Origin of the sequence: Pseudomonas sp. KBS0710 (assembly GCF_005938045.2) — a bacterium.
GTDB lineage: Bacteria > Pseudomonadota > Gammaproteobacteria > Pseudomonadales > Pseudomonadaceae > Aquipseudomonas.
On sequence record NZ_VCCF02000001.1, the window covers coordinates 434,471 to 448,374 of the forward strand.

General features: G+C 60.0%; 8 protein-coding genes. 5 read left to right on the forward strand and 3 right to left on the reverse strand.

The genetic code is table 11. The annotated features are described in order from the left end of the window. Positions 1–52: 52 nt before the first annotated feature. Both FFI16_RS02065 and treR read right to left on the reverse strand, forming a co-directional pair. Positions 53–3,502 (reverse strand): membrane-targeted effector domain-containing toxin, encoded by a 3,450-nt coding sequence (locus FFI16_RS02065; protein WP_138813955.1) that lies wholly within the window; start codon positions 3,500–3,502, stop codon positions 53–55. 78 nt (positions 3,503–3,580) lie between these two features. Beyond that, positions 3,581–4,285: a trehalose operon repressor gene (gene treR / locus FFI16_RS02070; RefSeq protein WP_138813956.1), complete on the reverse strand. Its 705-nt coding sequence runs from the start codon at positions 4,283–4,285 to the stop codon at positions 3,581–3,583. A gap of 252 nt (positions 4,286–4,537) precedes the next feature. Between treR and treP the strand changes: the two genes are divergently transcribed. From treP to FFI16_RS02100, 5 genes are all read left to right on the forward strand, one after another. After that, positions 4,538–5,980 carry a PTS system trehalose-specific EIIBC component gene (treP, locus tag FFI16_RS02075; RefSeq protein WP_138813957.1) on the forward strand — a complete coding sequence of 481 codons (1,443 nt, stop codon included), beginning with the start codon at positions 4,538–4,540 and terminating at the stop codon, positions 5,978–5,980. A 124-nt stretch (positions 5,981–6,104) separates the two neighbouring features. Further along, on the forward strand, positions 6,105–7,751 hold the full coding sequence (gene treC / locus FFI16_RS02080) for an alpha,alpha-phosphotrehalase (protein WP_138813958.1): 1,647 nt from the start codon (positions 6,105–6,107) through the stop codon (positions 7,749–7,751). A gap of 74 nt (positions 7,752–7,825) precedes the next feature. Further along, entirely contained in the window at positions 7,826–9,046 is a 1,221-nt protein-coding gene (locus FFI16_RS02085) for a carbohydrate porin (RefSeq protein ID WP_138813959.1), read from the forward strand. Positions 9,047–9,211: 165 nt separating this feature from the next. Further along, positions 9,212–11,743 (forward strand): phosphoenolpyruvate--protein phosphotransferase, encoded by a 2,532-nt coding sequence (gene ptsP, locus FFI16_RS02095; protein WP_138813960.1) that lies wholly within the window; start codon positions 9,212–9,214, stop codon positions 11,741–11,743. A gap of 2 nt (positions 11,744–11,745) precedes the next feature. After that, complete coding sequence (locus FFI16_RS02100; RefSeq protein WP_138813961.1) at positions 11,746–12,024, forward strand: PTS transporter subunit EIIB; 279 nt, start codon at positions 11,746–11,748, stop codon at positions 12,022–12,024. 136 nt (positions 12,025–12,160) lie between these two features. Here the strand turns inward: FFI16_RS02100 and mltF are convergent, their stop codons facing one another. Continuing rightward, entirely contained in the window at positions 12,161–13,621 is a 1,461-nt protein-coding gene (mltF, locus tag FFI16_RS02105) for a membrane-bound lytic murein transglycosylase MltF (protein ID WP_138813962.1), read from the reverse strand. Positions 13,622–13,904: the final 283 nt, after the last annotated feature.

The window sequence follows — 13,904 nt, forward strand, 5'->3', positions numbered from 1 at the left end:
ACAAAGCCCCGGCACTGCCGGGGCTTTGTTGTTTCAGGGCGGTGATCGGTGACTAGCGGGTAAGCGTTTCCCACTGCCCTTGTGCATTGAGCCGAACCGCAATCGAGTCGGCTGCGTCGTTAGGGGCATGGGGATTGATGATGGCCCAGCCGCTGGTGCCATCCCGATAGGTTTCATAGCGCACGTAGTAGGGCTTGCCATCGTGCATGATCGCGTCGGCAGGGTCGGATTTAAGACGGTAAATCCCCTGATATCTTCCAGGGGCGATGTCCGGCGTTTGGCCCTCCAGTATCTCATTGGCTTCCCACGATGCAGGGATTTCAGGAACACTGGTCGGCGGTATTATTGTCTCGGGATTGCCCGTTGCAACGATGCCCGCTCCTGAGGCCGGGAGTTTTGTGGCCGCCGGCAAGGCGGTGCCGTCGAGCTCTGCCGCCGGAACCCGCAGCTTGATCAGCGGCAACCCCGTGAGCCTCATACCCTGGTTGTTCAGGGCCTGGAGCAGTTCGGTCAACGAGCTGTAGACGGTGCCCTTGAGTCGCGGAAACTGCACCGCATCAATAAAGTAGCCATTACTGGCGGTGCTTTGGATGGTGCTGCGCACCAATGCGCTCAGCCGATTGCGGTGGATCAGGGTCAAGGTTGTCTGGGTTTGTTCCAGAAGATAATCGCCGGGGAGTTTAAGTGCATTCTCGATCTGCCGTTCTGTGAATACATAGGGTTTTGGCAGATCCAGTTCCGTCATTGGCACGTCGAGGGAAAGGTCCGTGTCCAGGCTGCTCAGGGGCGGGTTGGTGGCCCCGGCGTCATTTATCACCTTGGGCCCAAGACGTATGTTGACCCGGGTGCTGGCGGCATTCAGATCCTCACCGATGCGCAGGCTGGTGCCTCCGTTTATTTCACTGATACCGGCCACGCCCCTGTACGTGTTGGTATTTTGCGCCTCGGTCAACGCCACCCATTTGCCTACGCCGTTCTTGAGCTGGTCCAGGCGGATGATTTCGCTGGTCAAAAAGTTCTTCACCATTTGCTCATCCACCGCTACCGGGAATGATCGATAGTTGGCCAGGCAACCGGTGGCCTGTACGCGTATCCCGTAGGCCCGGGCGGTGGTGAGCAGTGCCTGAGTGTTAAAACGCACAGGTAGCAAGGCATCCATTTCCTCAAGATAAGTTCTCAGGCCGTCGGACAGTTCCCCGGTGTTGGCGAACGTATCGAGGTCCAATTGATGCAGATCGTTGAGCAGCCGGTTCAGATAAAGTGTCTTGAGCCCCTGTCGCGCCAGGGTGGGCATGTCTTTGATCAGAATGTACAAGCTGGCGACGCGGCTGGGGCTTTCAGCGACCACCAGGCCTGGCGCGTTTTTGATGATCTCTTCTAGCAGTTCGCTGGAAGACATTTCTGGTGTAAGCGAGGGGAGGGCAGGGCGTTCGGGCAGGGTATGGATGAAAAAAGGCCGGGAAAAAAACTTACGCGCAGCCGTAAGGATTTTGCTGCGCATCGGATTGATAAAGTAATCGGACGTAAAGAAGTCAGTAAGGCCGCCTCCAGGCTTTGGGATGCGCTTGAAGTGATCGGGCCTGCCGCCCATTGCCAGTTCAATCTGATACTGGCCGAGGTTGTTGAGGTCATAAGGAGAGCTCAGGCTGGAGGGCGGGTTATTGCAGTTGGGCGGCCCGTAGGTCGAAGGCATGGCTTCTTCGGGCACGGCTGCCCCCAGATTAGCCTCGCTTGCCGCGATCGTGTCGACAGGTGCGCCGCCCCTGACCGCGTCGGATGGGCGCAAGGCAAGTTCCCATTCTCCAGCAGCATTGAGTTGTACCGGGCGTGAGCCGTAAAACGCGTGAGGGTTTTGCGGGTCAATGATCGCCCAGCTCCCATCACCATTGACGTCGGCTTCGTAGCGCACGTAATAGACGGCATCCTTGAACGTGATGACGGTCGAAGGGTTGGCGTTGACGGTGTAGATATTGCTGTAGCGGCCTCCTTCTGTCATTGGCGTTGCCCCCGTCAGTCCTTGCTGGCGTGCCCAGGACGCCGGTATCGAGGGTTCCGGGTCAAGTGGTGTGGCGGTTGGCAGCGCTGGAGCTTCTTCGTTCGGCGTTGTCACGGCAGGCTCGTCGACCGGATCAGGTTGCAGTGCTTCTTTATACTCGGCCATTTCGGCGGCTTCTGCGGCATCGACCTCAGCACCCACCTCGGTGATGGGGCCCGGCCCGGTCAGGGCCACCACGTTGAACAGCATGGCGATGCCGTTAAGCACGGCCGCCGTGACGCCAGCCTTGCGCTCTGCGCGGGTTCGGCCATTGGCGGCCTGATCGATGTTCAGGCCCGTGAGCGCGATGCTGGCACCCAATACAGGTAATGCCGTCACCCAGCCGATCGCAGCCATTGGGCCGAACACTTTCAAACCGGCACTCAGGTAGCCTATCCAGAGTTTCTTTTGCAGCTCTGCCTGAGTGGTCAGCAGCTGCTGCGCCTCGTCGTACATTGACCAGCGGGTACGATCCCTCAGCCAGGTGAAGGCATCGCTGGTAATTGCCTGGTTTTTTCGATTGATCAGATGATGGTCGGACTTGCCCCAGGTGCCGACCAAGCGGTTCATCAGCTCAGTGATGTTGTCTTGCATGGCCTGGCGGTCAGACAGCGGGAAGTGACAGAGGAAGGCACTGCGGCTTTGCTCATTGTTCATTTTGCCCAAGACCCACCAGTGCATGTCTGCCGGGGTTTCGAGTACTTGGAACGCTGGGGTGTCACCGGGGGTGTAGAGAATCTGCCGGCCATTCGGGTCGACGATGCGCAGCAGGTTGAAAGCCACATGGCCGTCCACGTCCATGGCATAGACCTGCGGGCTTTGGGCGGGCGTCACTTCGGTCTGCAGCATCTGGCGGGTAATAGGCCACGTCACATTGGAGGCGACAGCGTTGATGCAGGTTTGTAAGTCCTCTCGTGTCAATTGCTTGAGGTCAACGGCCTGCACGGCTTTGCTGAGAAAATTGCATTTGGCCAGGGTCCGAAAGTCATCTGCATGAGCGTGCCAGAAATCATCCAGTTGATGGGTGTAGAGGCGGTCGAATTTTATCTCCCAGAAGTCATTCAGTACTTCGTTGCCATGCAGGCGCACTTCGTTGGTTTCGTTAAAATCGCCATACACCGGGCCTTGGGTGTAGAAGCCTCCATAGAGGTCGAGCAAGTCGGCATTGTCGAAGTCGGTGGCGCGAAAGCGCCGAATCACCAACTGTGTCAGGGTGGTCGACTCGTAGGGTTTTTCCAGAACGTGCTCCCAGCCGGTAAAGGTCTTGGTGCTGCTCTGGGCGGACTTGAATCGATGGTAGTAAACATCGTCCGGATCCAGGTCTGTCACGCCGTGCTTTTTCAGGATGCTGCAGGCGGTTTCATGGGCGCTGTCCTGGAGGCTGGGACATGCTTGCACCACCTCGGTGGCCAAGGTCTTGAGGGCCGCCTTGTCGGCGGCGTTGGGCAGGGGATTAGCGGTACTCATGGGACTCATCCGTCGATAAAGAACGGCGAGAGTCCCAAAGGCGCAAGGGTTTCGGGCGCTACATAGTTAGCCCGGAGGTCAGCGCCGCGCTATATCCGAAAAATAAAACTTATCCAGCGTATGCCGCGACTCGGTGTACTCGAACTGCCTTCCATCCTGCAAAAACGTCTGGTTGCTCACCACAATCACATGGCTTTGCCCATCCAGATCCAGATGCGCCTGGTCGTCCTTGCTGCGCGGCAGTGCTTCGATGGTGCGTTGCGCGTAACTGATCTGCAGCTCCAGCGTTTGCTCGATAAACGCATAGATCGACTGCTCGGCGATGTCCCGATCCAGGCCCGGGATCAGGTCAGCCACAAAGTGGTTGATGTCCAGGATCACCCGTTTGCCGCCGATGCGCCGTACCCGCTTGATGCGGGTAATCAGAGCGCCGGGCGCCGCTTCGATGTGTTGCAGCAGCGAGCCTTCCAGCGCGAACTGGCTGAATTCGACCACCTCGGTGCGTACGTCATCGCCTAAGTCAGCGTGGGTTTCGTGGAAGCTGACAATGCCGCCCAATTGGAACTCGATGGGGTTGGGCGACAACACAAAGGTGCCCTTGCCGTGGATTTTTTGCGCAAACCCACGCTCCTGCAACTGCTCGATGGCGCGACGCACCGTGCCACGGCTGGCCTGGTAGGCGTCCATCAGTTCGGTTTCAGAGGGAAGGCGCGTACCGCGTTGCAGGCGTTCAGTGGTGATGCTGGCAAGCAGATCCGTATAGATCTGGTTGTATTTGCTCATGGGGATGGCTCTGTGCCCGGCTTGATGAAGGTGAACGGCGCGTTCAAGGCAGGAACCTTAGTGGCAGAGGTGGGCTTTGTCCATTGGACCTGCGTGGAATTAGGGAAATGTCTGACTTCAAATTCAGAAATTTAAACTTAATGTAACTCGTACAGACGAGTTGTTGATTTAACTCGTACATACGAGTACTTTTGGCCACGGCGTGCTGCCAATGACTGCCCTCAAATAAAAAAACCAAAGTGGAAACCAAGCATGAGCCACGACTATTCGAATATTGCCCGCGAGATTCTCGAGAACCTCGGGGGCAGCGACAACCTTGAGCAAGCTGCCCATTGCGTGACTCGCCTGCGCCTGGCGCTCAAGGACCCGAGCCTGGTCAACGGCAGTGCGTTGAACCAGGTCGATCTGGTCAAGGGCTCGTTCTTCACCGGCGGCCTGTTCCAGGTCGTGATCGGCCCCGGCGAAGTGGAAAAGGTCTATGCCGCCCTGCGTGAGCAGACGGGGCTTGCGGCTTCGACCATTGCCGACGTCAAGCAGAAGGGCGCCGACAAGACCAACGCCATGCAGCGTCTGGTGCGGGTATTTTCCGACGTGTTCATGCCGATCCTGCCCGCGCTGATCATCGCCGGCCTGCTGATGGGCGTGAACAACCTGATGGGCGCCAAGGGCATGTTCATCGAGGGCCAGACGCTGCTGGAGGCGTATCCGAACCTGGATGGCCTGTGGAGCCTGATCAACCTGATGGCCAACACCTCATTCGTGTTCCTGCCGGCGCTGGTGGGCTGGTCGGCGGCCAAGCGTTTTGGCGGCAGTGAAATCCTCGGCATCGTGCTTGGCCTGATGCTGGTGCACCCGGATCTGCTCAACGCCTGGAACTACGGCAAAGCGGTGGCCGGGCTTGATGGCCAGAGCCTGCCGTACTTCGATATTTTCGGTTGGTTCAAGATTGAGAAGGTGGGTTACCAGGGGCAGATCCTGCCGATCCTGATGGCGGCCTATGTGATGAGCGTGATCGAGAAATGGCTGCGGGCACGCGTACCTAATGCCATTCAACTGCTCGTGGTGCCGATCACCACCATCGTTGTCACCGGCGTGCTGGCGCTTGCCATCATCGGCCCGGTGACCCGTCACCTCGGCATCCTGATTACCGAAGGTGTGGTCACCCTGTTTGACCTGGCGCCGATGCTTGGCGGGGCGATTTTCGGCCTGTTGTACGCGCCGCTGGTGATCACCGGCATGCACCACATGTTCCTCGCCGTCGACCTGCAGCTGATCAGCACCCAGGGCGGCACCTTTATCTGGCCGATGATTGTGATGTCCAACCTGGCCCAGGGCAGCGCGGCACTTGGCGTGTTCTACATGACCCGCAACGCGCGGGACAAAAGCATGGCCTCAACCTCGGCGATTTCCGCTTACTTCGGCATTACGGAACCGGCGATGTTTGGTGTGAACCTGCGCTTCAAGTTTCCGTTCTATGCCGCGCTGCTGGGCTCGGCGCTGGGCAGCATTTTCCTCTCACTTAACAAGGTGACGGCCTCGGCCATCGGTGTCGGTGGCTTGCCTGGGTTTATTTCGATCATTCCGCAGTTCATCCCAAGTTTTGTGATCGGGATGGTCATCGCCATGGTCGTGCCGTTTGTTCTGACCTGCGCGTTGAGCATGAAGATCGTGCGGCCTGGGTATCGCGTCGCTTGATCGATCGCTATCGCAGGCAAGCCAGCTCCCACATTTGAATGTGTTCACACATCAAAGTGGGAGCCGGGCTTGCCCGCGATGAGGCCCTCAAAGCCAGCCCACAACTCAATTGAAGGAACCCACCATGCAAGACTGGCAACACTCGGTGATCTACCAGATCTACCCCAAAAGCTTCCACAGCCACGCGGGTAACGCCACCGGTGACCTGCTGGGCATCGTGGACAAACTCGATTACCTCAAGTGGCTGGGCGTGGATTGCCTGTGGATCACCCCGTTCCTGCGCTCGCCGCAACGCGACAACGGCTACGACATCAGCGACTACTACGCCATCGACCCCAGCTACGGGACCATGGCCGACTGCGACCTGCTGATCAGCGAAGCGGCCAAGCGCGGCATCAAGCTGATGCTCGACATTGTGGTCAACCACACCTCCATCGAGCATGAGTGGTTCCAGCAGGCGCGCAGCAGCCTCGACAACCCGTATCGCGACTTCTACATCTGGCGCGACCAGCCGAACAACTGGGAATCCAAGTTCGGCGGCTCCGCTTGGGAGTACGAAGCGCAAACCGGCCAGTACTTCCTGCACCTGTTCGACCACACCCAGGCCGACCTCAACTGGGACAACCCCAAGGTGCGCGCCGAGGTGTTCAAGCTGATGCGCTTCTGGCGCGACAAAGGCGTGGGTGGTTTCCGCCTGGACGTGATCAACCTGATCTCCAAGCCTGCCGATTTCCCCGAAGACAACAGCGACGGCCGGCGTTTCTATACCGACGGCCCGAACGTGCATGAATACCTGCAGCAAATGCACCGCGAAGTGTTCGAAGGGCACGACCTGATCAATGTCGGCGAGATGTCGTCCACCAGCCTTGAGCACTGCATTCGTTATTCGAATCCGGCGTCCAAAGAACTGTCGATGACCTTCAACTTTCATCACCTGAAAGTCGATTACCCGAACCTGCAAAAGTGGGTGAAGGCCGACTTCGACTTCCTGCAACTCAAGCAGATTTTCTCCGACTGGCAACTGGGCATGCAGGCTGGTGGCGGCTGGAACGCGTTGTTCTGGTGTAACCATGACCAGCCGCGCGTGGTCTCGCGTTTTGGTAACGACGGCGAGTACCGCGTGGTCTCCGCCAAGATGCTCGCCACTGCGCTGCACTTTCTCCAGGGCACGCCGTATGTGTACCAGGGCGAAGAGTTGGGCATGACCAACCCGGGCTTCAACAAGATTGAGCAGTACCGCGATGTCGAGACCCTGAACATCTTCCGCCTCAAGCGTGATGCCGGTGAGTCCGAGGCGTCGAGCATGGCGGCGATCATGCAGAAGTCTCGCGACAACAGCCGCACGCCGATGCAGTGGAACACCCAAGCCAATGCCGGTTTCAGCAGCGGTGAACCGTGGATCGGCATCCCGGACAACGCGGCGCAGATCAACGTCGAGAGCCAGCTGGATGACCCCGATTCGGTGCTGCATCACTACCGCGCACTGATCGCCATGCGCCGCAGCGAACCGCTGATCCAGAACGGCGTTTATCGCCAGTTGCTGCAAGACCACCTGCAAGTCTGGGCGTACCTGCGCGAAGGCCAGGGCGAGCGCTTGCTGGTGCTGAACAACTTCTATGGCAAGCCCTGCGAAATCCAACTGCCCGAAGGCGTCATCAGCGCGGCGAGCGAGCAACGCCTGCTGATCAGCAACTACCCCGACTGCCCTGTGCGTGCGAGCACGGTGCTGTTGCGCCCTTATGAATCGTTTGTGCTGCACCTCAAGGACTGAGACCCGCTGCATCCCCCGTATGGGAGTGCGGGGGCGCTTCACCCAAAAACATAATAAGAATATCGGAGTGCTTCATGAAAACAACAATAAAGCTGGGCCTCATTGCGTCATGTTTCACCGCTCCTTTTGCCGCTCAGGCTCTGGAGTTTGCCGGCTACTTGCGCAGCGGCGCGGGGACTTCAACAGGCAGTGGCAAGCAACAGTGTTTCCAACTGCCGGGGGCGCAATCCAAGTACCGTTTGGGTAACGAATGCGAGCAGTACGCCGAATTTGAGTTGCGCCAGGACCTGCTGACCCTCGACGACGGCTCGGTGCTGAGCGTCGATGCCATGGCATCGCTGTACAACAAATATGACCGAGCCTTGAAATTCCAGGGTGAAGACAACGGCTCGGCGCGCATGCCGCAGATGTATGCGCAGTGGTCCAACCTGCCCAGCCTCAATGGCGGCTCGGTGTGGGCGGGGCGCCGTTACTACAAGCGTAATGACATCCATATCTCCGACTTCTACTACTGGAACCAGAGCGCCACGGGCGGCGGTGTCGAAGACGTCAAGATCGGCGACCTCAAATACAGCTACGCCCTGTCGCGCAAGGACAACCTGTACCAGAAGGAATACGCCACCCGTCACGACTTCAACGTGGCGGGCTTCAAGACCAACCCCGGCGGCGAGCTGGAATTTGGCTTGAGCTACATCGAAAAAGCCGGCGGGCGTGAGGCCAACAGCGGTTGGGCGATCACCGCGCAGCATGTGCAAAAACCGTTTCTTGGCGGCAAGAACAAATTCGCCTTGCAGTACGGCGAAGGCCCCGGCACGGGTTTGGGCTATACCGGCAATACCGCCTTGGACAAGAGCAGCAAAAGCTACCGCGCCGTGGAGTTTTTCGACTGGCAGGTGACGCCGCGTTTCGGCGGGCAGGTCGAGGCGGTGTATCAAAAGGATATTCGCCCGGGCAGCCAGGACCAGACCTGGATGTCCATCGGTGTGCGCCCGGCGTATGCCATCAGTGAACAGTTCAAACTGGTCACCGAGCTTGGGCATGATCAAGTCGAGGCTGCCGACGGTACACGCAAGCTGAGCAAATTCACCTTCGCACCGACCTGGTCGCCCAACGGCCCGGATTTCTGGGCGCGGCCGGAAGTGCGGTTGTACTACACCTATGCAACCTGGAACGAAGCGGCCAAGCGTGCGGCGAATGAACTGGCGGCGGGCTCGGCATTGTCCGACACCGGCGCCTACGGCACGGCGCGGCATGGCTCGAATGTGGGTGTGCAAGTCGAATACTGGTGGAAATAGCTTGGTTTTAAGTGAACGCGTTTTAGGTGGGAGCTGGCTTGCCTGCGATAGCAACACCTCGGTCTTACTGAGAAACCGAGTCGCCGGCATCGCAGGCAAGCCAGCTCCCACAGTGGACCGTCGTTCGCCCTATGATTTTTACAGAACAAAACAGCAGGTGAAGTCATGACCACAACTCAACCCCTGGAACTGCTGGCACCCTTGTCCGGGGTGCTGCTGGCGCTGGACCAGGTACCTGACCCGGTGTTTGCCAGCCGCATGATCGGCGACGGCCTGTGCATCGATCCCACCTCGCAGACCCTGTGCGCGCCGTTGGCCGGGGTGATCAGCAATATCCAGGACACCGGGCACGCGGTCAGCGTCACCGGCGACAACGGCGTGCAGGTGCTGATGCATATCGGCCTGGACACGGTGCACCTGGCGGGCAAGGGCTTCACCCGCTTGGTCGAGGAAGGCCAGCAGGTGGAGGTCGGCCAGCCGTTGATCGAGTTCGATGCCGACTATGTGGCGCTCAATGCGCGCAGCTTGCTGACCTTGATGCTGGTGGTCAGCGGCGAGCCGTTTGTGTTGCTGACGCCGGGCAGCGGCGCGGTGGAAGTGGGCGAGCCTCTTGTGCGAGTCTCACCCGGCGAGGCCACTGACACCCTGGGCGAGGAGGAGGGCGATGCACTGTTCTCCAAGCCGCTGACGTTACCCAATGCTAACGGCTTGCACGCGCGTCCTGCGGCCGTGCTGGCGCAAACGGCCAAAGGTTTCAACGCCAGCATTTACCTGCACAAACAAACCCAGAGCGCCAACGCCAAGTCATTGGTGGCGATCATGGCACTGCAAACCGTGCAGGGCGATACCTTGCAAGTGAGTGCGGCGGGAGAGGATGCCGATGCGGCCATCAAGGCGTTGGTAACCTTGCTGGCGCAAGGTTGTGGGGAGGCGGTCGACGAGTCTGTTGCGCCGGCTGAAACACCAGCCCCCGAGTCATCGGCGACCTTGTTGCGCGGCGTGTGTGCCTCGCCCGGCTCCGCGTTTGGCCAGGTGTTCCAAGTGGCGGAACCCGAGTTGCACATCGAGGAACAGGGCGCGGGTGAATCCGTTGAACACGCCGCGCTGACCCGCGCCTTACTGGCCGCCACCGAAGCGCTGCAAGTGTTGCAAGACAAAGCGGTTGGCAGCGCCCAGGCGGAGATCTTCCGTGCCCATCAGGAACTGCTTGAAGACCCGACCCTGTTGGAGCAAGCCCACCGCCTGCTCACCGAAGGCAAGAGCGCTGCCTTTGCCTGGAACAGCGCCACGGCCGCGACCGCCAAGCTGTTTCTCGGCCTGGGCAGTGCGTTGCTGGCTGAGCGCGCAGCGGATCTGGCCGATGTTGGCCAGCGTGTGCTGAAGTTGATTCTCGGTATTGAGGACAGCGCCTGGGAATTGCCGGATCGTGCGATCGTGATTGCCGAGCAACTGACGCCCTCGCAAACCGCTGGCCTGGATACGCGCAAAGTGCTGGGGTTCGTCACCGTTGGCGGCGGCGCCACCAGCCATGTGGCGATCCTGGCGCGCGCCCTTGGTTTGCCGTCGCTGTGTGGTGTACCGGCACAGGCGCTGGCGCTGACCAACGGCAAGCAGGTGCTGCTCGATGCCGACAAAGGCGAGCTGCACCTGGAGCCCGACCTGGCGGCTGTCGAGCAACTGGCCGCTACGCGCAAGCAACACATACTGCGACGTGAGCGTGAAGTGGCGCAGGCCGCCTTGCCCGGCATCACGCGCGATGGTCACCATGTCGAGGTCACGGCCAATGTCGCCTCGTTGCAGGAGGTCGAACAAGCTCTGGCCCTGGGCGGTGAAGGCGTCGGCCTGTTGCGTTCGGAGTTCCTCTACCTGGACCGCAATCGCGCGCCCAGCCCAGAGGAGCAAGCCGGCACCTACAGCGCCATCGCCCGAGCCTTGGGCCGCGAACGCAATCTGGTGGTGCGCACCCTGGATGTGGGCGGCGACAAACCCTTGGCCTATGTGCCAATGGAGCGTGAGACCAACCCATTCCTCGGCCTGCGTGGTATTCGCTTGTGCCTGGAGCGCCCTGAATTGCTGCGCGAGCAGTTCCGCGCGATCCTGGCGAGTGCCGGCTTTGCACGGCTGCATATCATGCTGCCGATGGTCAGCCTGCTGTCGGAGCTGCACCTGGCGCGCAAGATCCTTGCAGAGGAAGCCACTGCGCTGGGCCTTACCGAGCTGCCGAAGCTGGGGATCATGATCGAGGTACCGTCTGCGGCGCTGATGGCGGATGTGTTTGCGCCGCATGTGGATTTCTTCTCCATTGGCACCAATGACCTCACCCAATACACCCTGGCCATGGACCGCGACCACCCGCGACTGGCCAGCCAGGCCGACAGCTTTCACCCGTCGGTGCTGCGCCTGATTGCCACCACGGTCAAGGCCGCCCATGCCCATGGCAAGTGGGTCGGCGTGTGCGGCGCGTTGGCGTCTGAAGCACTGGCGGTGCCGGTGTTGATCGGGCTGGGGGTGGATGAACTGTCGGTCAGCGTACCGCTGATCCCGACCATCAAGGCCACCGTGCGCGAGCTCGACCTGGCCGACTGCCAGATCATCGCCCGCCAGGTGCTCGGCCTGGAAGAAGCCGCCCAAGTCCGCGAGGCCTTGCGCCTGTACCACGCGGCCACCGTTGAAACCTCACCTGTCGTGGAGCACTGAGCATGTTCGAGAAATTGCAAAGGGCGTTCTGGAAAGCCCTGACCCCGGATCTGATTGCCGAAACCGTGGTGGTGCCTGCGCAGGGCCTGTTGTCGACCGAGGTGCTGAGCGCATTGGGCGGTGTGGATAACCTCAAGTCGCAACAGCGCGTGGCGCTGACGCGGGTGCGGGTGCAGTTGCAGGATGCAGGGCGGTTGGATGCGCAGGCGCTGAAGGCGGCGGGTGTTGCGGGTGTGATGGTGTTAACGGGCGGGGTCGTGCATCTGCTCACCGGCCTATAAGCCAGGTGCAGATCAAAATGTGGGAGCGGGCTTGCTCGCGAAAGCGGTGTATCAGGGACAGATGTATAACCTGACACACTGCTTTCGCGAGCAAGCCCGCTCCCACATGAGTCTTAGTGTATTTGGGATATTGGGTTTACAGCTGCGGGTTATCTTCCGCCGGCTTGGTCTTGTCGATACCCGGCACGTGCAGGTTGCCTTCCACCACCTGGTTGCCTTCCAGCTGCGGTTGGGTTACCCAGGTGAGAATGTCGTAATACCGCCGGATGTTCGCCACAAAGTGCACCGGCTCACCGCCGCGCGCATAACCGTAGCGGGTCTTGCTGTACCACTGCTTCTGCGACAGGCGCGGCAGCATCTTCTTCACGTCCAGCCACTTGTTCGGGTTCAGGCCGTCTTTCTTGGCCAGCGTGCGTGCGTCTTCCAGGTGGCCGGTGCCAACGTTATAGGCGGCGAGGGCGAACCAGGTGCGGTCCGGCTCGGCAATGCTGTCGTCCAACTCATCCTTGATCTTGGCCAGGTACTTGGCGCCGCCCATGATGCTTTGCTTGGCATCCAGGCGGTTGGACACACCCATCGCTTGCGCGGTGTTCTGGGTCAGCATCATCAGGCCGCGCACGCCGGTCTTGGAGGTGACGGCTGGCTGCCACAGCGACTCCTGATAACCGATGGCCGCCAGTAGGCGCCAGTCGACCTTTTCTTCCTTGGCGTAGGTGCGAAAGTGTTTCTCGTACTTGGGCAGGCGTTGCTGCAAATGCTGGGCGAAGGTGTAGGCGCCGACATAGCCGAGTACATCGACGTGCCCGTAATAACGGTCTTTGAGCCGCTGCAACGTGCCGTTTTTCTCGACCTTGTCCAGGTAGCTGTTGATCTCGTTGAGCAGGCTGTTGTCTTCCCCCGGCGCCACGGCCCAGCTCTGGTTGCTGGCATTGCCGAGGTCGAAGGCCACGCGCACATTGGGGAAGTACACCTGGTTCATTGCCACTTCGTTGGAGTCCACCAGGGTCAGGTCGATCTGGCCCTCGTCCACCATGCGCAGCAGGTCCACGACCTCAACGGCGTCGGACTCTTCGTATTCAATTGCAGGGTTCTGCTTTTTAAGCGCCGCCAATTGCTCGGCGTGGGTGCTGCCCTTGAGCACCATGATCTTCTTGCCCACCAGATCTGCCGGGCCGGTCGGGCGCGACTGGCCGTTGCGGTAGATTATCTGCGGCGTGACTTCCAGGTACGGATGGGAGAAACGCACCTGCTGGGCGCGCTGCTCGCTGCTGACCAGACCTGCGGCCGCCAGAACCGGACCATTGGGTTTACCCAGTTGGCCGAACAGATCATCGAGGTTGTCGGCGGTCTCGATTTCCAGCTTCACGCCCAGGTCATCGGCAAAGCGCTTGACCAGTTCGTACTCGAAACCGGTTTCACCGTTGCGGTCCTGGAAATACGTGGCCGGGCTGTTCCGGGTAATCACCCGCAATACGCCATCCTCCTTGATTCGCTCGAGCGTGCTGGGCTTATCAACACAGGCGCTGAGCATCAGGAAGAGTCCGGTTGCGATCAGCCATTTGGCGCATCGCGGGCGTAAAGCAGTAGGGGAGAACATCTGCGCAGTATACGCAAACGACCCTCGGCGCCATATCTCGACAGCAGCGGACTTGTCTGCTAGCACCCGCAAAACCTGGCTGCAGCCCGCAGAAACGTGGGTTGGCGAGGGTTTGTGACGGTTAAAATAACTGCGCGCCAACCCCAGGATTTCGCCCCGAAAGCGTGCAATCCCTGCCAACTGACGTTCGGCAGCGGCCAGCCGTGCCGTTTCGGGTGCCGTTGGCGCAGGTTTACGCTAGAATGCACGGCCTCAAAGCACACCCCCTTCCCGAGGCTGTCCC